We start from the raw sequence: 19,371 nt of genomic DNA, 5'->3' as shown, positions 1-19,371 counted from the left end.
TTTGCATATTTAAGCAACCGATTTCCCTTTTTCAGGGAAATTGTTTTCACCACGCCCAATGGATGATATTTATAAAATTATTCTTGAAGAAACGCTCGCCGGTTACTGGGACTGGGATTTGACGACCGACACAATATTCCTAAGCCCGGCACTGAAAAAGATGCTTGGGTATACCAACGATGAGTTAATTGGCGGAAGCGAGGTGTTAGCTAAATTGGTTTTACCCGAGGATTTGCCTAAAGCCAATGATTGCATGGCTAAGCATATTGCCAGCCATGGTACAAAGCGTTACGATATAGATATCCGGTTTTTTCATAAAAATGGCGAAGTAATTTGTATAAACTGTACCGGCCGGGTTGTTGAATGGGATGGCGATAAGCCATTACGCATGCTGGGCTGCCATATAGATATCACTGAAAAACATAAAATCGAGCAGGATCTCAAAATAAGCGAGGAGACATTCCGTAATGCATTTGAATATTCGCCTATCGGGATGGTATTGGTATCTACTGAAGGTAAATTCCTGAAAGCTAATAAAAGCCTGTGCGATATGCTCGGCTACACCGCCGACGAATTGATGACCATGACTTTCCAGGAGATTACTCATCCGGATGACCTTCAAGCAGATCTTGTTTTGCTGCAAAAGATCCTGAATGGCGAAGTGAGCACTTACAAAATGGAAAAGCGCTATTTTAAAAAGAATGGCGATGTGCTGTGGATCTTATTGCATGTATCGTTGGTTGTAGGCGAAAAAAATGAGCCCCTTTACTTTGTATCGCAAATCAAAGACATCACTGAAAGCAAACGAACAGAAACTGCCCTGAAGGAAAGCGAACGAAGATGGATCTTTGCTTCAGAAGGATCAGGAGGTGGTATTTGGGATTGGGATTTGCAAAATAATACGATTTTTCATTCTAACCAATGTGTACGGATGATTGGTTTTGAACCCGAAGAGTTTAACAATGTGCCCGGTGTTTGGACAAAACGTGTACACCCGGATGATAAACCGAAGTACCAGGCAGATGTAAGGGCTTACTTGAATGGTGAAACCGAAATTTATACTAATCAGCACCGGGTGTTGTGTAAAGATGGCAACTACAAATGGATTTTAGACAGAGGCAAAGTAATTGAGTATGATGCCGAAGACAAGCCTGCGCGTGTTATAGGTACCCATACGGATATAACCGACCAGAAGAACCAGGAGCAACAATTGCGACATACGCTTGATATGGTTAGCGGCCAAAATAACCGCCTGCTTAATTTCGCCTACATTGTATCGCATAACCTGCGTACGCACGCCAGCAACTTTAAAATGATAATGGATGTGTTGCAAGACCCATCCACCGAGCCGCAGGAAAAAGTGGAGCTTACGCGCCATCTGGAAAGTGTTTCACAGCAATTAAACGATACTATCGCTAATTTGAATGAAGTGGTTTCTATTCAAACTAATATCGATATCCAAACTTATGAGATCAATTTATATGATTACGTTAACCGGGGGCTGGAACTGTTACATAGCGACATTGACCGTTGGGATATTGAAGTTGTTAACAAAATCCCGGTTGATTGTAAGCTGGTTTACAACCCCGCTTATATGGAAAGCATTATTTTTAATTTGCTGAGCAATGCCATTAAATACCGCGCATTGCACAATAAGCCGAAGATCATCATCAGTTATTTTAAAGATGCAGATGGGAAACAGGGGTTTGCGGTGGCAGATAATGGGATTGGCATCGACCTGGTAAAAAACGGGCACGAGTTGTTTGGTATGTACAAAACCTTTAATGGTAACCGCGATGCCAAAGGCATGGGGCTGTTCATCACTAAAAACCAGGTTGAATCCTTTGGTGGCACAATTCAGGTAGCAAGCGAATTAGGAAAAGGCACTACCTTTACCGTGCATTTAAATTATCTGTTGTAAATTTTTGCAAAATGGCCTCTGCAGTAAGTTTGTCCTGCTCGCCGCTTTCCATATTTTTTAAGGCTAATAAGCCGGTTTGCATCTCGTCGCTTCCAATAACAATGGTGTAAGGAACCTGCTTGTTATTGGCATAATCCAGTTGTTTTTTGATTTTGGCGCCAGCAGGGTAAAGCTCAGAATTGATATTTTTTGCACGCAACTTTTGTAATAACGGTAATGCAAAGGTTTCTGCTTCGGGCTCAAAGCAGCATATTAAAACCTGTGTACTTTGCTCTGCAGATGCTGGGAATAAATTCAATTCTTCCATTACATCATAAATACGGTCTGCACCAAAAGAAATACCAGCACCGGTTAACCCTTTAAGGCCAAACATACCGGTCAAATCGTCATATCGGCCGCCGCCGCCAATACTGCCCATGGCAACCTCATTGGTTTTAACTTCAAAAATAGCACCGGTATAGTAATTCAATCCGCGTGCAAGGGTTATATCAAGTTCTAATGCGGCGGTTCTTAGCGCACAGGCGGATATATAATTAAACACAGTTTGTATTTCATCGCATCCCTGTAAACCAATTGGCGAATCTTTTAACACGTTGTGCAGGCTGGCCAGTTTTTCATCATTTGTGCCTTCCAGTAAAATAATCGGCTGTAACTTATTTATAGCTGTATCGGTAAAGCCTTTTTCTACTAATTCCTTTACAACGCCGTCCATGCCAATTTTGTCAAGCTTATCAATCGCAACTGTAAGGTCAATAATGCTATTGCTTTTATCTATGACTTGAGCAATTCCTGATAGTATTTTTCTATTGTTTATTTTTATAGTAAAGTCCTTTAATCCCAATAAGCTTAAAGCCTCATCATAGATCATGATAAACTCTGCCTCATTAAGCAAAGATGCTGACCCTACCACATCTGCATCACACTGGTAAAACTCACGGTAGCGACCTTTTTGTGGCCTGTCTGCACGCCATACCGGCTGAACCTGAAAACGCTTGAACGGAAAAGTGATCTCGCTCTGATGTTGCACTACGTAGCGTGCAAATGGAACGGTAAGGTCATAACGCAAAGCTTTTTCAGATATTGATGCAGTTGCCTGGTTCGAGTTTCGGTTCTCTAGCGCGTTGGCATCCGCTTTTGCTAAATAATCGCCGCTATTCAAAATTTTGAAAATAAGCTTATCACCTTCATCGCCATACTTACCAGTCAGTGTGCTTAAATTTTCCATAGAAGGCGTTTCTATTTGCTGATAACCATATTTGCGGAAAACGCCCTTAATAGTATCAAAGATAAAATTGCGTTTTGCCATTTCGGCGGGAGAGAAATCACGGGTGCCCTTAGGTACAGATGGTTTGATAGATGCCATTCGGCAAATGTACAAAAACAGCGGTACAAAAATAAAGCCCCATGCTTTGCAGCATAGGGCTTCGGTTGAAACTATTATTGATCTCTATTATTAACTATTGCTGTTTAGCCTGATTTTTCATTTGGTCGTTAGCAACTATAACGATCTCTACGCGGCGGTTTTGGGCACGGCCGTCTGCAGTTGTGTTATCGCCAATAGGCTCAGATTCGCCCTTGCCTGATGTGGTCAAACGTGAGTTAGCTACATTACCGGCTGCGATATAAGATTTAACCGACTCCGCCCGGCGTACCGAAAGGTCCATATTGTGTGAGTCTGAACCTGTATTATCTGTGTGTCCAACAATAAGGATGTTGGTTTGCGGGTTGTTTACCAATGAGGTTGAAAGGTTTTGTAGGTTAGTACGTGCAGCCGCTTTCAAATCCGACTTATCGGTGTCAAACAAGATACCTGAATCGAATTTTACAAGGATACCTTCGCCTTCGCGGATAACCGTAGCGCCAGGTACTGTTTGTTTGATCTCGGCAGCTTGTCTATCCATATTACGGCCGATAAACGCGCCTGCTGTGCCACCAACTGCACCACCGATAATAGCACCTAATGCGGTATTACCTGCGGCTTTACCAATTAAGGCGCCAACGGTACCACCGGCGCCAGCACCGATTGCTGCACCTTTTTGAGTTTTGGTTAACGAGTTACAACCGGCACCTAAAATGCCTACTGATGCTATGGCAATACTTAATGTAGCTATCTTTAGTTTTAATGTCTTCATGTTATGATTAGTGTATGTGATTTAAACATCAAATGCAAAGCAGATGCCAAAAGCCCACCATGAATATTCATTATATATATGTAATATATATTATAATTTACGCTACTAAAACAACATTTTTTTAATGTTTAGGAAAGTACAAGGCGCAAACAAAACTGTGAGCAGGATAGCGCTTTTACGCTTGCATATTATTTAGTACAGATAATCGGGGGTCAGATGAATTTGAGGATGCTGTAGGGTAAGATGAGGGAAAATGTGCTTCCTTTCTCTTTTTGTGATGTAACATTAATAACTACTCCATGAAATGCAGCAATTGATTTAACGATAGGTAGCCCCAAGCCAAAACTATCCTGCTGAAGGGATTGTTTGATCTTTTTGAACCGGTCAAAAATAAATGGTAACTGCGCTGCGTCTATACCAATCCCGGTATCGGTGATATCGATATGATAGCCATCTTTTTCTACTTTGCCTGTAACAGTTATCAGACCATTGGGCTGGTTATACTTGATCGCATTATTAACCAGGTTGAACAGCAAATTAAACAGCAGGAATTTATTTACGCCCACAAGGAGTATATCATCTGTAACTGTTAACTCAAACCTGATGTTTTTATCCTGCAGGCGTATTGAGATCTCATCATAAACATCGTGCAGAAGGTTAGTTACTGATATGGTGTCTTCCTTTAAGAACTGGTCGTTTTCAATCTGCGAGATCATGAGCAGCGTTTTGGTGATGCTTTTTAAACGATTCAGGATCTTTTGCATTTCCATCATCCGCACCTTTACCTCATCCGGAATATCCTCCTGCTCAAACATATTCTCAATCTTCGATTGCAGAATAGATATCGGCGTCATCAGTTCGTGTGATGCATTCGATATAAACTCCCGCTCTTTTTGGAAAGCCTGCTCAATTGCCTCAATCATTTGATGGATGCTGATGTCCAGGTGCTGAAAATCTGAAGTGCTCGTTTTAACTTCCTTATATTTTTTAAAGCTTGGAAATTTATTACCAATCAGTTTTGATTTAATGATAAGGGTAAGCGGCCGTAAAATAAAGTTGGCGTATAGCAAATCGGCCATAATGGTAAGCAATACCATCCCTAAAAGTATCTGCAAGGCAATATTCTGAAGCGGCCCGGTAGTCTCACCTATAGTTTCAATACTTTTGCCAATCTCCAAAAGGTAATTTTGGTTGCCTACTTTAAAGGTGTGGCTTAGTATGCGGTAGTCGATGGTGTCGCGTTCTATCAACCGCTGCTCATCCTGTATAGTATCTAAAAAGTAGTCGCGTTCTACCGTATCCAGGCTAATGTATTCCTCTTTTAAAGGGAGGTAACTGCCGTAGCTCTGGCCGTCTTCAATGTACCGTTTAATGCCACTTTCTTTAACTATCTGCAGGAGTTTTTCTTTTTGTTTTACTAATCTGTTATCGGTATAATTCCTGTTAATGTTTTCGATTATCGAGGGCAGCAAAAGAACAAAAAGGGTTACAATAACCAGTTTGGATAAGGCATTAAACAGCGTTAATTTGGTTTTGAGTTTCAAACTGCCTATACAATGGTTTTGATACGGTAACCCAGCCCACGAACGGTTTCCAACCAATCGGCAGGGGCAAATACGCTTAACTTTTTACGGATATTTTTGATGTGCGCGTCAATAAAGTTTGAGTCGTAATCATCATTCACAATGCTGCCCCAAATATGCTCGCTCAATTGTGCTCGTGTAAGGGTTCGGTTTTTATTGAGTAGCATATAAGCTATTAAGTCGAATTCCTTTTTAGTTATCGTATTTACCGATGTGGTGTGGTACATGATGTTACGATCGGTAAGGTTTACTAAAAAGCCATCCAGATCAATGATGTGATTTACCAAACCAAATTTGCGGCGGGTAATAGCCTGCATGCGGCTTTGCAGCTCAAGCAACGAAAAAGGCTTAGGCAGATAATCGTCGGCACCCAGATCCAAGCCTTTAACGCGATCACTAACTTCAGCACGGGCGGTGAGGATTATGCATGCTGCCTCAGGGTTGCTTTTTTTGGCTTCTTTTAAAAGATCCAGACCCTCGTAATCAGGTAAGCCAAGATCAAGCAAAACAAAATCGTAAAGGTTTACAGCAAGCTTTTCAGAAGCTGACCGGCCGTCAAAACAAACCTCGCATACAAAGTTGTTTTTGCTGAGGAATAGCTCGATTTCATAAGCCAGGGCTTTCTCGTCTTCAATAATTAAAACATTCATTTAAGCGCTAATAAAAAACGTAATAAAAGGTAAAATTAAAGAATGACTCGCGGCGATTTTTTAAGGAACCCTCCACATTTACCGGGATGGAATATTTCCATGCTGCCTCTAACGTGTAATGCGACCGGTTATACGCCAACGGGAGTTTAAAACTGTAGTTGAGCATGTTGAACTTAGCATTCGCACGCGCACGCCTGCCATTTTCGTTCATGATATAAATGTTGTTAGCCTCTATCTGATACTGATGGTCTACTGAATAGCGCTGAACAAAATTTTGTGTACCTAAAATAAAATTAAAAGTGGGGTTAAGAGATAGGTAATCTGTTTGATCGAAAATGCTGAATGGGCTTTCTATATATTTGGAATTACTTACCGTTATAAAAATGTCATTCGACTTGCCAAACAGGTAATCGCCAATAACGCTGGTCTTCAAATATTTCCAATCGTAAGAATTTTTGAAATTGATATCGTTGGTTGATGCAGATTTAATAATGCTCGATTCGTTATTAAAAATAAACCGAGTATAGCTAACCGTACCGGTGAACTTTTTGGACAATCGATAAAAGTAACCACCGCCTACATCTATTTCATCCAAAATAGGTTTGTATCCCAGCACTTTTAACGCAGATCCGTAAATAAAAAAGCCCGATTTATAATTTAAGATCATATCTGCCGATATGAAAGGATATTTAATAGGGCCCGTGCGGCCAAAAAACAAAGCGTCGCTACCGTACGTGATGCCTGCCGAAGCGGAATTTTTTTTGACAATGGTAGTGGTATCGGTATCAGCTGCCGCATAGTTGCTCCTGTATGCAATTAGCCGCAGGTTAAACCGCATAGCATTGGTTGCGTTGCTTAGCAAAAATAATATCAGCAGGCCGATGTACCTCATCAATAGCAATGTTGTTAAAAGTTGTTAATCATTTCTCCGTGGTATTTCCGGAGGCCTTTGCAAACCGTCCGGGCGGCGCTGCCGTTTAGGTTTATTCTTATTTGGATCCTCTTTTTCAATCTTTTCTGGCTTAGGCATTTTTTTTGCCGTTGCTACCTCTTTAATTTTCTTTTTTTCTTCATCTGCCTGGCGCTGTTTAGCGTTTTTTGAGGCCGTGGTATCCCGCTGAAACGCAAAATTTGCATTTAACGGTATAGTATTTTCCCGAAAAAATTCACCTTTTATATCAGCATTATTAGCAGATGATAGGCGTGGTACCGATATCATTAAAAGTACAATATACAAAAACCACTTTATCATTGAGGAGAGAGAAAGAATATGACATAATTATTGATAGTACAAGCTATATACAAGCCGCATAACCAATAATTAATGCAAAGTAAAGTTGCACCAAATTTTAGTGTGAAAAAATTAATAATAAAAAATTGCAATAAGGTTTAAAAAGTCGTTAAGCTACCAGGTTTATCCCTTTTGATGTATAAACACGCGCATGATCATCAATAATAATACACGCCATTTGATTTAACTTGTTAATTAAATACAAGCCGGCATTAATGCCCATTGCAATAATCGGCGTTGCCATAGCATCCGCCAGTTCGGCACCAGGGGTAATAATACTTACACTCTTGATATCACTAACAGGGAACCCATTAGCCGAATCAATTGCGCGCGTGTTTTGATCGGTTATATTGGTAAACTTTTCGGCATTAAAAGAAGTAGCTACAGCCATGTTGCTAATATTGATATTAGCATAAGGCTGGCCGGCTTGCTGCGGATCGGCGGTAGCAATGGTCCATGGGGTGTTGTCGGGTTGCAGGCCCCAACTTAAAAGGTCGCCGCCGGCATTAATAACACCGCTGCTTACGCCTTCCATTTGTAAAATATATTTTGCCCTGTCGGCGGCATAGCCGCGGCTGATAGCGCCAAAACCAATACGCATGCCTTTATTTTTAAGGTATACGGTTTGTGCTGCAGCATCTAAAACAATGTTTTTGTAGTTGGTAAAGGCACTTTTTGCCTTTGAAGATTTATCTTGAGCGGGGTGGGCAAGGTAGCTGATATCAAACGAGCCGTATGTAAGTTCAGATATTTGAATGGCCCGGTCTATCAGCCTGAAAATTTCGGCACCCACATAAACAGGTTTTATACCGGCGTTACGGTTTACCTCGTTTATCCTGCTTTCTTCGGTAAGGGTACTTAACAGTTTTTCAACGCGGTTTATTTCGTTTACTGCGCTGTTAATTCGTTCTTCGGCCCAGGCAGCATCAATACCTACTACATTGATCTGGAAACGGTTACCCATCAAGCGTAATTCACGACCAAGTATGGATGGATTTTCTGTTAATGTTTTTACTGCCAGCATAGGATAATTATTTGAACAGTTATAAGTGCTGCACTAATACTCTACGTAGTCAACTACAAAAGTGCAACCCAACAATATCAAAAATAGCCGGCCAATATGAAATTAACGTGAAAAGGCGCGTTCTTTAAATACAAAAAGCACCTATGTGGTGCTTTTTGTATTTAAAATTTTAAACAGGGGATTAGGCAGCAGTGCCTTCTTTTAAACGTTCGGCATTTTCTGCAAACTGCAGGGCCTCCATAATTTCCTGCAGGTCGCCATTCATTACGCCGGTAAGGTTATAAATTGTTAAACCAATTCGGTGCTCGGTCAAACGTCCCTGCGGGTAGTTATATGTACGCACCTTGGCAGATCTGTCACCTGTGGCAACCATTGTCTTGCGTCTTTTAGATGTTTCTTCGAGGTGTTTTTGCAACTCCATTTCGTAAACACGGGAACGCAATACGCCTAAAGCCTTATCATAGTTCTTTAACTGTGATTTTTGATCCTGGCACTGGGCAACAATACCGGTTGGAATGTGCGTTAAACGTACGGCAGAGTAAGTGGTATTTACTGACTGACCACCAGGGCCAGATGCACAGAAAAGGTCCTTACGGATGTCGCTTACCTGCAAATCAATGTCAAACTCATCTACTTCGGGCAGTACCACAACAGATGCTGCCGATGTATGTACACGGCCCTGTGTTTCTGTATCGGGCACACGCTGTACCCGGTGAACGCCGCTTTCAAATTTAAAATTGCCGTAAGCGTCTTCGGCATTTACATTGAATACAATCTCTTTATAACCGCCCGATGTGCCTTCGGTAGCATCAATAAGTTCTGTACGCCAGCCGCGTTTTTCGCAGTAACGTATATACATACGGTAAAGGTCGCCAGCAAAAAGGGCAGCTTCATCGCCACCGGTACCGCCACGTATCTCAATAACTGCATTCTTTGAATCCTCCGGATCTTTAGGGATCAGCATTAAACGGATCTTTTCTTCCAGTTCATCCTGCTGAACCAATAGTTCATCCAGCTCCATTTTGGCCATTTCGCGAAACTCCTGATCCTTTTCGGTAGTCAGAATTTCTTTATTGGTATCGATGTTGCTCATTACATTTTTGTAAATGTTATATTGATCAACAACTTTGGCAAGATCTTTATATTCCTTATTTAACTGGGCAAAACGCTTCATATCAGCCATGGCTTCAGGGCTGCTCAATTCGCCTTCTACATTTTTCCAGCGCTGGAATATTAATTCTAATTTCTCTAACATATGCTTTTAAAAACATACAAAAATACGCATTTTAACGCAGATAATAAATTCAGCGGATTGTAAGAGTTTTGCCTGATCATTTTGCCGGCTAACTGATACCAGCTTAATTATGATGGTTTGCAAATAAACATTTTAGTGAACAAAGGTTAACAAAGGTTTACACTTTTTCGGTTATTTATGCTCTAACAATTTGATGGCTAGGTATTTACAAAAAAGGTGGGTTAACATAAAAAAGCTGCTAGATGATAGATATTTTAACTTGCAATACTCGATAAGTAAAGCAAATTTAAAGGGAGGTTGCAGACTCTTCAGTCTTTTCAAAATACTTTAGCTCCACATTAGAGCCGTCAAAAACAGCGTAAGTGTTGTAATTAACCCATTCGCCCAGATTAATATAGCGGCTGCCCCCGCCCAGGTCAATATCCAACGGTAAATGGCGGTGCCCGTAAATAAGGTAATCGTAATAAGTGGTTTTAATAACATCTTTTGAGTAGCTAACAAGCCATTCATGCTGATGGGTGCGTAAATGCTCGTTACGGCCACCTTCTATGCGGCTTTGCCTCGACCACATATTAGCAATGCCTACTCCCAGGTTTGGATGAATACGGGCAAAAAGCCATTGGCAAATTTTACTTCGGAAGATCTTTTTAAGTATTTTATACTTGCCGTCGCCAGGGCCCAGGCCGTCGCCATGGTGCAGGTAAAATTTTTTGCCATCCCGTTCAAAGATCAGTTCATTCGGAATGATGGTGACACCCAGCTCTTTTTCAAAATAATCAAACATCCACATATCGTGGTTGCCTTTAAAAAAATAAAGCTTTATCCCTGTATCTGCCAGTTGTGCCAACTTACCCAAAAACCGGATGTAACCTTTAGGTACTACCGTTTTGTATTCAAACCAAAAATCGAATATGTCGCCTAACAGGTAAATCTCGGCTGCATCATCCTTGATCATGTCCAGCCAGCGGATAATGCGGTCTTCCCGCTCGCGCGACGACGCGTAACTCACAGCGCCCAAATGAAAGTCTGAAGCAAAATATAGTTTATTACCAGGGGGCATAATAACGCTAAAATACGCCAATAATATTTATCTGTGCAAGGATGATTTTAAATCATAGACTAGTTAACATTTAGCTGTTACAAGCTCGCGTTTTCCGGCGGCATATATTCCAGGCGTTTGTTAAAGTAAACGTCCCAGCTGTGCTGCTGCTGGCGGTTTTGCATATGCTCCGTATCCTCGTCATAATCCAGGTTAAGCTGTTTATATCTAGCGTCTATGCGGTTAAAAATCCCCATTGCTTCCTGCTGGTAGTTTGATGTAAACCGCGTGCGTGACATGGCCCTAATCACCTCCTGCTGCTCCAGATAAGCAATGTTATAATGCCCCTGCTCGTGCTTTAAAACTTCGGTCAACAGGTCGCGACTGATAATTTGGGCACGGTCTATCCATGATTTGTCGTGGTTCATGGTAAGCGATACATTAAAGTTAAGCCGGTAATTATTGTTGCTAAGCGTAGCCTGGTAGCTAAAATGGATGCTGCAGTTGGTATAAGCCACCACACCCCGGCTATTCGGCAAAGGAGTACTCCTGAAATCATCCGTGGTTAAACGCCTGAAGGATTGGGCCGAAACCAGCTGTGTGAGCAAAGCGAGCGGCAGGCACAGGCAAGCCGCCCTAAACATTTTTAACGTCATTTAAACCAAGGGGATAAGTAAATATTTTTACTTTTTGACCTGGTCTACGTGTAAAAGGTTTAAGCTCATCATTTCTTTCATTGTACGTTGCATACCTTCTGTAGATCCATCAAGGAAGATCACGTTGCCCTTTGAGTTTTCTGAAAAGTGTTTGATGGATTCTGTCCACATAGTAAACAGGATAACAGAGGTATCCATATTAGCGCCTTGCATTTCTTTCGCTGCCATGGTCATACCCTTAGCTACTTCCTCGCGGAATAAGGCTATTCCCTGTCCGCGCAATTGTGCAGCCTGGCGCTCAGCCTCGGCAGAGATCTTGATGGCGTTACCATCGGCCTCAGCAGCTTTTGTTTTAGTGATCAGTAAAGCCTGTCCTTCATTCTCGGCGGCAGCCTTCAGGTTGTTTGACGCCACTACCTGGCTCATTGATTTCATGATCACATCATCAAAGGTAATATCGTTCAACTGCAAGTCCTGTAAATGATAACCCCAGCCTTCCAGAATGGTATCCAACTGTTCCTTAACATGTTCTACAATGTCGCGGCGTAAAATCAGCACTTCGCTTTGGCGTTTAGTGGCTACAAACGCGCGGATAGAACCCTCGACTGTGCGGATAAGCGCCTGCATCAGGTTGCGCTCGTCCACAAATTTAAAGGCTACATTCTTGATAGCCTCCTCAGATTGGTCCAACACAGAGTAAAGCAACATGGCTTTAAAATATACGTTGGCCTGGTCAAAAGTTACGGCCTGGAATTCCAGCTCGACAGAGCGGTTTTGGATGGATATTTTAGAGTAGATATTTTCAATTAACGGGACCTTGAAATTTAATCCTGGCATCAATATCCGGCGGTACTTGCCAAAAACGGTGATTACTGCGATGGTGCCTTGCTTAACCGTTACAAACGAAGAAAAAATTATAATCAGGATTAAGAACCCTACTATAAAGGTGATCAAAGACGATGGTGTCATTTAGGCTTTATATTTTTAATAAATATAGGCTTAAAAACTATGCAAGCAAGGACGTTCTAAAAATAACAATTTGTCTCTTTGTGAAACTTAAACCGCCATCCAAATCGTATCCACAAACCAGCCTTTGCTGTCAAAAACATGGCTTAATGGTTTAAAGCCGGCCAGTTCGGCCATATCGTTGGTTTGCTCAACCGTATATTTCTGCGAGATCTCCATATAAATATACTCGTCTTTTTTAAAGGAAACAGTTTGCTGGCCGATACTTACATCCTGCTCTGCGAGGCTTACCAGGTAGCTTTTACAGGCACCGGTCTCCGGGTCGTACATGGCATAATGGTCAAATTGTGCGGTATTGAAATTACCCTGTAATTCGCGGTTAATGCGGTCTAAAAGGTTGATATTAAATTTTTTTGTTATGCCGTCTGTATCGTTATAAGCTGCCAATACTGTTTTAGGGTTCTTTTTCAAATCGACACCAACCAAAACCATATCGCCGGCCGACAGGTTGTTGCGCAATTCGCGGCAAAACTCCTCCGCGTCTGTAACCGGCATATTGCCAATGTTGGATCCGAGGAACATCACTACCTTGCGGTTGTCAGATATTGACGCGGCCTTTTTAAGCATCTCGAAATACTCACCTTGCAGGCCTGTAATTTTAATTCCCGGCAAGGTAACGGGAAGGGTTATATTTAAATAAGAGATCACATTACCCGATATATCTATTGGCAGGTAAGTGAAATCGGCTTTGTTATCAATTAAATGAGCTAATAAATGAGATGATTTTGTTGCATCGCCCGCACCTAATTCTATCAGATCGAAAGCATCGCCACCGGCAATAACAGCCTTTGCCAGCTCCTGGGTTTGGCTGGTGAATATTTCCATCTCGCGATTGGTAGGATAATATTCCGGGCAGTTCATCAGGTCCTGAAACAATTTATCCCCATTAGCATCATAAAAATATTTAGAATCAAGATGCTTGGGGGTTGATATAAGCCCTGCAATAACATCGTTATAAAACTGATCTGTTGCAGGTGTATCGGTATTTAGAGCTGACTGGTTTGTTGCTGTGGTGATAGGTGCCATAGGTATTGTAGTGTAATGTTATTTAGCAAGACGGATGCCAGTAAATTGCCAGCGCAGTTCGGGCTGGAAAAAGTTACGATATGTGACACGGCTGTGATCGGGCGATGTTACTTCTGATGCCCCACGCAGCACTTTCTGGCCAACCATGAATTTTCCGTTATACTCACCAATTGCCCCAGGTGCTTTTGCAAAACCAGGGTAAGGCAGGTAAGCACTTTCTGTCCATTCCCAGCGCTGGCCCCATTTGAATTCATTAGCAGCGGTTTCCCATTCAAATTCGGTTGGCAACCGTAAGCCTTTCCATGAGGCATAAGCGTACGCCTCATAGTAACTTATATGCGTTACCGGCTCGTGTGCAGCAACCGGCTGTAAGCCATGATAAGTATAACTAAACCATTCACCTTCTATATAGTGCCAATACATAGGTGCCTCAACCTTGTTGGTGTTTACCCAATCCCAACCGGCCGCATGCCAGTGCCTGAAATCGTGGTAGCCGCCACTATTAATAAACTCCAGGTACTCAGCGTTAGTAACCAGGTTAGGACTTATTTCGAATGCATTCAGGTAAACTTTATGGCGATTCAATTCATTGTCGAAACAAAAACCGTCGCCGTTGAAGCCTACTTCATAAACACCCTCGGCAATTTTGATAAACTTGTTACTTTCAACTCTGTCTGCCTTTGGCGATACATATTCATGTGAGTAAGCAGGGAAGAGCGGGTTGTTGCCAAGTATATATTTGATGTCGGTTAGTAGTAGCTCCTGATGCTGCTCTTCGTGGTTAAATCCCAGGATCATCAGCTCCTTTACGTCGTCGCTTAATTCGCCGCAGGCTAAGAAGTTGTACATGGCATCGTCAACATATTTACGGTACGAGTAAACTTCAATAACTGTAGGGCGACTTAAGTTACCCCGGTCTGTACGGATAACGCGGTTGCCCACCGTTTCGTAGTAGCTGTTAAAAACGTAATTGTAATCGGGATTATACTCCTGGTAACCCATAAAATAGGGCTTTAAAACAAAAGTTTCAAAAAACCAGGTTACATGGCCGATGTGCCACTTAGGCGGGCTAACATCACCTATGGGCTGTACTACATAATCTTCTGTCTGCAGGTGGCTGCAGATCTCCTCAGTACGTCGCCTTACTTTCTTGTAACAATCAGCTATATCCATTAGTATTACTTAATTTCCAAATATCGTTTAAGGTCCGAAATTGTTTTAATATTCAAATCTTTCGCCTGCTTTTCGCGCATCATTAAAGCATACGCATTGTTGAAACCAATGGGCTTAAGCCACTTAATATTGTATCTACTTAAAAATTCCCGCTGTACGTAGTTATAAGTGCTATCCTTACTTACCTGCAACCGGGTAACGGTTTTTGCCGGTGCCTGTAATATAGCCAGCAGGCCGGTTCCGGTGTATTCTGGGTAAAAATCTATCTGATCATTCGTCATCGCATCAAATACAATTTTGGTGCCGCCCAATCCGGTTTTTGTGCTGACATCATAGTCGGTATAGCCTTTGATCAGCATACTGTATATATTGGCCAGGATGTACTGCTCGCCAAATATTTTAGAGCCGATCCGTACTACACCGTTGTTGCCGCCTTTATCAGCTTTCCATAAATGTTTGGATACCAAAAAATCTTTAGCAACCCGTTCCGGCGATTGGTGCAGGTAATCGGTTTTGTAGTTCAGTTCTGTCATTACCGAGTCGGTTATGTTGCCGGCCAGCAGATTGAGTGTTTTCTCCAGATCAGGAAACTTTTTTAAAGCTTCGGCACGCACAATGGGTGCAGCGTAATAGGGTGGGAAGATCTTTTTATCGTCATCCAGTACTACCAGGTTGTAGGCTTTTAGCCTCCCATCGGTAGAGTAGCCGCTGATAACGTCCAATTGCTTTTCCTGGGCGGCTTTATACATCACTGCATCGCTTATCACGATAGTATGGATAGCTAAGCCATATTTGCTTACCAGCCCAAGATTGCCATCCTGCCTGCCCATAAATTCGGGCGTAAAACCTGCAGTAAGTTTGCTTCCATAAGCCGATGGAATAAAATATAGTCCGGATAAGATAAGCAACATCACCGGGGCTACTTTAACCGCACCTTTTATTTTCTTAAAATTAAGTTTTTGTACAAGGGATAATAGAAAATCAAAAATGATAGCCAGCATTGCGGCAGGTATAGCACCCGCCAGTATCATATTGGTATTGTTTAGGGAAATACCACCGAAAATAAATTCGCCCAGTCCGCCGGCTGCAATGTAAGATGCCAGTGTAGCCACGCCAACGTTAATAACGGTAGCGGTACGGATACCTGCCAATATCACCGGCATAGCGAGCGGCAGCTCCACCTTGAACAATACTTGCCATTTGCTCATACCCATTGCAACAGCGGCTTCTTTAACGGTGCTATCAACCCCGGTAATGCCTGTGTAAGTATTGCGGATGATGGGCAGCAGGGCGTAAAGTAGTAAAGCAACTATTGCAGGTTTGGCACCAATGCCTAACAACGGAATCATAAACCCAAGGAGCGCGATGCTGGGTATGGTTTGTAAAATGCCGGCAACACCTAATACTAAACCTGAAAGGTTTTTTTTGCGGGTAATGTAAATTCCTAATGGCAGGCCAATAAGCACGGCAATGAACAGAGAAATAAAAGTTAAGCCGATATGCTGCAGAGTTTGCACGCCCAACTTATCGGCCTGCTGGCCCATAAACTGAAACAGGGTTTGCTGTTGCTCATTCATGCTGCTGCAGGTTTTTGTAATGTGAAAATGCCGACATCAACTGATCAAACGTCACACTTTTAACTTCTTTGTTATGCTGGTTTATGATGTTGATCGTTTCTCTAGGGTAAAACTTAAAGTTTTCCAGCGCTTCCCAAATCCCTGCGTCTGCAGATAGGAGTGACGGGTTTATTTTTTTACCGGTGTCTGTAAGCTGCTCCCAAACATCAGTAAGTTTAATCGATTTAAACTCGAGCTGCAGGCGCTGCTCATGCAGAAAGCTGCTCACAAAATCATTAACAGGGTTAAATAACAATTCGGCAGGCGACCCTATTTGAACGATCCTGCCCTTATCCATCAGTGCTATACGGTCTGCAAGTTCAAAAGCTTCCTGTACATCATGCGTTACCATGATAATGGTTTTGCGTTTCAATTCGTCCAGGGCTTTGAATTCGCCGTGTATTTTAGATCGTGTGACATTATCCAGCGCACCAAAAGGTTCATCCATCAACAGCACAGGCGGGTCTGCTACCAACCCCCGGGCCAGGCCAATCCGCTGCTGCTGACCTCCGCTCAGTTCTGACGGATAGGCGGATAAATAGTCTTTAGACAAGTGCAATTTATCTAGGAGTTCGTTGATCCTTTTCTCGGTTTTTTCTTTATCCCATTTAAGCAAATCAGGCACTACCGCAATATTCTCAGCTACGGTGTAGTGCGGAAAAAGGCCGTTGTTTTGTAATACATAACCTATGCCCCGGCGCAGCAACTCGGCAGGGCCATCCAATATGTTTTTGTTGTTGATACTAATAGAGCCGCTATCTGGCGTTATCAGCCTGTTGAGCATTTTAAGCGTAGTAGTTTTACCGCAGCCGCTGGTGCCCAGCAGAACCATAGTTTCGCCCTCGCCAACTTCAAAAGAGATATCGTCTACCGCTCTTAAATTCCCGTAAGTTTTTACAAGGTGCTCAACTTTAATCATGCGCTGCTAATCCTCCAGGGTCATAAAAAGATTATTCAACGATTCGGAATAAGTGGGATGCGCAAACACGCAGTAACGGATCCTATCATAGGTGATTCCGCCAAGCATTGCCATTTGTAAAACTGTCATGATTTCACCGCCCTCGGTGCCTATTATAGCCGCGCCAAGGATCTTCTTTGTTTTGGTATCTACAATGGCCTTCATGAAACCCCTGGTGTCGCCGGTTTCAATAGCCCTTGCAACATGCGACATTTCCAGAGTGGCTACCTTATAATTCAATCCTTGCGCTTTGGCCTCTTTTTCTGAGATACCTATTCTCCCAAGCTCAGGGTCGGTAAACATACAGTAGGGAACAGGTCGGTTGCGGATGTTAAGATTTTGCTTTTCTATAAGGTTGCGGTAAACAATTGTATAATCATTATAAGCTATATGGGTAAACGCCGGGCCGCCTTTTACATCGCCCAGGGCATAAATGCCTTTAATATTGGTTTCCAGTTTGCTGTTCACCAAAATTTCGCCTTTTTGGCCAGTTTTAACCCCCGCTTTTTCCAAGGCTAGTGCTTGCGTTTGTGGTGCACGGCCAATAGCTATCAGCACGTGACTGCATTTTATTTTTTGCTCTTCACCGTTTACCATTACCGTAGCCGTAATGCCACCTTTCTCTTTTTGCTTAAACCTTAATGTTTTGGCATTGGTGAGTATGTTAACGCCTTCGCCATTCAAAATATTGGTTATTTCGGCAGCTACATCATCGTCTTCCCGTGAGAGCAGTTGAGCCGATTTTTCGATAATGGTAACCTTACTGCCAAACCTGCGGAACATTTGTCCAAACTCCAGCCCGATATAGTTGCCGCCAATAATGAGCAGATGTTCAGGTACTTTATCTAATTCAAGTATTGAGTGGGATGTGAGGTAATCTATCTGATCAATCCCTTCAATATCTTTCGGTATAATTGTAGCAGCACCGGTATTGATGAATATCTGCGCTGCCATAAACTGCTCTGTTTTGCCATCCTTTAATTTAACAGTGATCTCATGGTTGCTTTCGAAACGTGCTTCGCCAAATACAAGATCCAGATTGGCTGTGTCTTCAATTGCCTTCTGGGCGCCGTTGCGGGACTTTAAAACAATGCCTTGCGTGCGTTTTTTTATCTGTTTTAAATCAACCTTATACCCTTTGATCTCAACACCCATGTCATTACACCGACCCGCCAAATAGGCAAGGCGAGCACTGGCAACCATGGTTTTTGTTGGAGTACAACCATCGTTGATGCAGGTGCCACCAACTACTCCTTTTTCAATCAACAACGTTTTCATGCCGGCATTTGCCAGTTTTTTCGACAGCGGTACACCCGCCTGGCCCGAACCGATAATTATCGCATCATATTGTTTCATTATTGGGTTACTTGCACCCCTTTCCAAAAGGCTATGTAGTCAGCAATTTGCGCAGCGGCCGGTTTCGGGCTTGGATAATACCATGCCGCATCGCGGTTTTGCTGACCATTAACATTTAATGTATAATAAGATGCTACGCCTTTCCACGGGCAAGTGGTTTGCGTTTCGCATTCTTTGAAAAATTCCTTTTTGATGCTATCTTTTGGGAAATAGTGGTTATTCTCAATTACAATAGTGTTATCGCTTTCGGCAATGATCTGGTTATTCCAAATTGCTTTCATAGGTAAAGGGCTGATTTTATTGTATAAAGATATTGTAACTGATGTCAGAATTATAATGACAGAAAGTGATTTTTGTTTGGCTGTAATAAAAATGATGTACACTGGCAATTGGTTAACTATAGCCGAAAATTGAGTCAAATAAATTTTTTTACAAAGAAATTTTAAATTTATGATGAAACGTTTATCTTTGCATTCCCAAAATAAGGGAACGGATTTTAAACAATTGCCAAATGGCCATTATTTAAACTCGTAAAATGGCCCGTTCGTCTAGGGGTTAGGACGTTAGATTTTCATTCTAGAAACAGGGGTTCGATTCCCCTACGGGCTACAAAGCCGCTTTACGAAAGTAGAGCGGCTTTTTGTTTTCAGTATAAGATTCGTTAT

Annotated in this window: 18 protein-coding genes and 1 tRNA gene; 2 read left to right on the top strand and 17 right to left on the bottom strand. The window is 42.3% G+C overall.

Features of this window, described 5'->3' with window-relative positions:
- Positions 1-58 precede the first annotated feature (58 nt).
- Positions 59-1,921, top strand: a complete 1,863-nt coding sequence (locus tag ACE5CV_RS03745) for a PAS domain S-box protein (protein ID WP_374948817.1) — start codon at positions 59-61, stop codon at positions 1,919-1,921.
- Here ACE5CV_RS03745 and hisS read toward each other — a convergent pair.
- From hisS to ACE5CV_RS03660, 17 genes are all read right to left on the bottom strand, one after another.
- Positions 1,893-3,284: a histidine--tRNA ligase gene (gene hisS, locus ACE5CV_RS03740; protein WP_374948816.1), complete on the bottom strand. Its 1,392-nt coding sequence runs from the start codon at positions 3,282-3,284 to the stop codon at positions 1,893-1,895. The two genes, ACE5CV_RS03745 and hisS, sit on opposite strands and share 29 nt — an antisense overlap.
- A gap of 94 nt (positions 3,285-3,378) precedes the next feature.
- Positions 3,379-4,053, bottom strand: coding sequence for an OmpA family protein (locus ACE5CV_RS03735; protein WP_374948815.1), 675 nt, complete (start codon positions 4,051-4,053; stop codon positions 3,379-3,381).
- A gap of 212 nt (positions 4,054-4,265) precedes the next feature.
- Positions 4,266-5,597 carry a sensor histidine kinase gene (locus ACE5CV_RS03730; RefSeq protein WP_374948814.1) on the bottom strand — a complete coding sequence of 444 codons (1,332 nt, stop codon included), beginning with the start codon at positions 5,595-5,597 and terminating at the stop codon, positions 4,266-4,268.
- A 5-nt stretch (positions 5,598-5,602) separates the two neighbouring features.
- Complete coding sequence (locus tag ACE5CV_RS03725; RefSeq protein WP_374948813.1) at positions 5,603-6,286, bottom strand: response regulator transcription factor; 684 nt, start codon at positions 6,284-6,286, stop codon at positions 5,603-5,605.
- A 7-nt stretch (positions 6,287-6,293) separates the two neighbouring features.
- A complete protein-coding gene (locus ACE5CV_RS03720) occupies positions 6,294-7,178 on the bottom strand; it encodes a hypothetical protein (protein WP_374948812.1) in 885 nt (294 codons plus the stop codon).
- A 24-nt stretch (positions 7,179-7,202) separates the two neighbouring features.
- Complete coding sequence (locus tag ACE5CV_RS03715; protein ID WP_374948811.1) at positions 7,203-7,505, bottom strand: hypothetical protein; 303 nt, start codon at positions 7,503-7,505, stop codon at positions 7,203-7,205.
- A gap of 181 nt (positions 7,506-7,686) precedes the next feature.
- Positions 7,687-8,601: an FAD:protein FMN transferase gene (locus tag ACE5CV_RS03710; RefSeq protein ID WP_374948810.1), complete on the bottom strand. Its 915-nt coding sequence runs from the start codon at positions 8,599-8,601 to the stop codon at positions 7,687-7,689.
- A 181-nt stretch (positions 8,602-8,782) separates the two neighbouring features.
- Positions 8,783-9,856, bottom strand: coding sequence for a peptide chain release factor 1 (prfA, locus tag ACE5CV_RS03705; RefSeq protein WP_374948809.1), 1,074 nt, complete (start codon positions 9,854-9,856; stop codon positions 8,783-8,785).
- A gap of 286 nt (positions 9,857-10,142) precedes the next feature.
- The gene (locus tag ACE5CV_RS03700) at positions 10,143-10,916 is read right to left on the bottom strand and encodes a UDP-2,3-diacylglucosamine diphosphatase (RefSeq protein ID WP_374948808.1); all 774 of its coding nucleotides are present in this window, start codon (positions 10,914-10,916) and stop codon (positions 10,143-10,145) included.
- Positions 10,917-10,993: 77 nt separating this feature from the next.
- Complete coding sequence (locus ACE5CV_RS03695; protein ID WP_374948807.1) at positions 10,994-11,551, bottom strand: hypothetical protein; 558 nt, start codon at positions 11,549-11,551, stop codon at positions 10,994-10,996.
- A gap of 27 nt (positions 11,552-11,578) precedes the next feature.
- On the bottom strand, positions 11,579-12,520 hold the full coding sequence (locus ACE5CV_RS03690) for an SPFH domain-containing protein (RefSeq protein ID WP_374948806.1): 942 nt from the start codon (positions 12,518-12,520) through the stop codon (positions 11,579-11,581).
- A gap of 87 nt (positions 12,521-12,607) precedes the next feature.
- Complete coding sequence (egtD, locus tag ACE5CV_RS03685; protein WP_374948805.1) at positions 12,608-13,603, bottom strand: L-histidine N(alpha)-methyltransferase; 996 nt, start codon at positions 13,601-13,603, stop codon at positions 12,608-12,610.
- Between the two features lie 18 nt (positions 13,604-13,621).
- Positions 13,622-14,776, bottom strand: coding sequence for an ergothioneine biosynthesis protein EgtB (gene egtB / locus ACE5CV_RS03680; protein WP_374948804.1), 1,155 nt, complete (start codon positions 14,774-14,776; stop codon positions 13,622-13,624).
- Positions 14,777-14,781: 5 nt separating this feature from the next.
- Entirely contained in the window at positions 14,782-16,353 is a 1,572-nt protein-coding gene (locus ACE5CV_RS03675) for an ABC transporter permease/substrate-binding protein (protein ID WP_374948803.1), read from the bottom strand.
- Positions 16,346-17,311 carry an ABC transporter ATP-binding protein gene (locus tag ACE5CV_RS03670; protein ID WP_374948802.1) on the bottom strand — a complete coding sequence of 322 codons (966 nt, stop codon included), beginning with the start codon at positions 17,309-17,311 and terminating at the stop codon, positions 16,346-16,348. The genes ACE5CV_RS03675 and ACE5CV_RS03670 overlap by 8 nt, the downstream gene beginning before the upstream one ends.
- A gap of 6 nt (positions 17,312-17,317) precedes the next feature.
- Positions 17,318-18,706, bottom strand: a complete 1,389-nt coding sequence (locus tag ACE5CV_RS03665) for a mercuric reductase (protein WP_374948801.1) — start codon at positions 18,704-18,706, stop codon at positions 17,318-17,320.
- On the bottom strand, positions 18,706-18,987 hold the full coding sequence (locus ACE5CV_RS03660; protein WP_374948800.1) for a DUF427 domain-containing protein: 282 nt from the start codon (positions 18,985-18,987) through the stop codon (positions 18,706-18,708). Before ACE5CV_RS03660 ends, ACE5CV_RS03665 begins: the two co-directional genes overlap by 1 nt.
- Before the next feature lie 256 nt (positions 18,988-19,243).
- Here ACE5CV_RS03660 and ACE5CV_RS03655 point away from each other — a divergent pair.
- Positions 19,244-19,315, top strand: a tRNA-Glu gene (locus ACE5CV_RS03655).
- Positions 19,316-19,371: the final 56 nt, after the last annotated feature.

This window comes from Mucilaginibacter sp. (assembly GCF_964263795.1).
GTDB lineage: Bacteria > Bacteroidota > Bacteroidia > Sphingobacteriales > Sphingobacteriaceae > Mucilaginibacter.
Note: the sequence above shows the minus strand (reverse complement) of the source record. Positions and strands in the feature narration are given on the sequence as shown.

Bases quoted from the DNA above. Each gene is read 5' to 3' on its own strand.
- ACE5CV_RS03690 (WP_374948806.1), bottom strand. From the start codon at position 12,520: ATGACACCATCGTCTTTGATCACCTTTATAGTAGGGTTCTTAATCCTG.
- ACE5CV_RS03695 (WP_374948807.1), bottom strand. From the start codon at position 11,551: ATGACGTTAAAAATGTTTAGGGCGGCTTGCCTGTGCCTGCCGCTCGCT.
- ACE5CV_RS03675 (WP_374948803.1), bottom strand. From the start codon at position 16,353: ATGAATGAGCAACAGCAAACCCTGTTTCAGTTTATGGGCCAGCAGGCC.
- egtD (WP_374948805.1), bottom strand. From the start codon at position 13,603: ATGGCACCTATCACCACAGCAACAAACCAGTCAGCTCTAAATACCGAT.
- ACE5CV_RS03715 (WP_374948811.1), bottom strand. From the start codon at position 7,505: ATGATATCGGTACCACGCCTATCATCTGCTAATAATGCTGATATAAAA.
- prfA (WP_374948809.1), bottom strand. From the start codon at position 9,856: ATGTTAGAGAAATTAGAATTAATATTCCAGCGCTGGAAAAATGTAGAA.
- ACE5CV_RS03745 (WP_374948817.1), top strand. From the start codon at position 59: ATGGATGATATTTATAAAATTATTCTTGAAGAAACGCTCGCCGGTTAC.
- ACE5CV_RS03710 (WP_374948810.1), bottom strand. From the start codon at position 8,601: ATGCTGGCAGTAAAAACATTAACAGAAAATCCATCCATACTTGGTCGT.
- ACE5CV_RS03720 (WP_374948812.1), bottom strand. From the start codon at position 7,178: ATGAGGTACATCGGCCTGCTGATATTATTTTTGCTAAGCAACGCAACC.
- ACE5CV_RS03735 (WP_374948815.1), bottom strand. From the start codon at position 4,053: ATGAAGACATTAAAACTAAAGATAGCTACATTAAGTATTGCCATAGCA.
- ACE5CV_RS03670 (WP_374948802.1), bottom strand. From the start codon at position 17,311: ATGATTAAAGTTGAGCACCTTGTAAAAACTTACGGGAATTTAAGAGCG.
- ACE5CV_RS03700 (WP_374948808.1), bottom strand. From the start codon at position 10,916: ATGCCCCCTGGTAATAAACTATATTTTGCTTCAGACTTTCATTTGGGC.
- ACE5CV_RS03660 (WP_374948800.1), bottom strand. From the start codon at position 18,987: ATGAAAGCAATTTGGAATAACCAGATCATTGCCGAAAGCGATAACACT.
- hisS (WP_374948816.1), bottom strand. From the start codon at position 3,284: ATGGCATCTATCAAACCATCTGTACCTAAGGGCACCCGTGATTTCTCT.
- egtB (WP_374948804.1), bottom strand. From the start codon at position 14,776: ATGGATATAGCTGATTGTTACAAGAAAGTAAGGCGACGTACTGAGGAG.
- ACE5CV_RS03725 (WP_374948813.1), bottom strand. From the start codon at position 6,286: ATGAATGTTTTAATTATTGAAGACGAGAAAGCCCTGGCTTATGAAATC.
- ACE5CV_RS03665 (WP_374948801.1), bottom strand. From the start codon at position 18,706: ATGAAACAATATGATGCGATAATTATCGGTTCGGGCCAGGCGGGTGTA.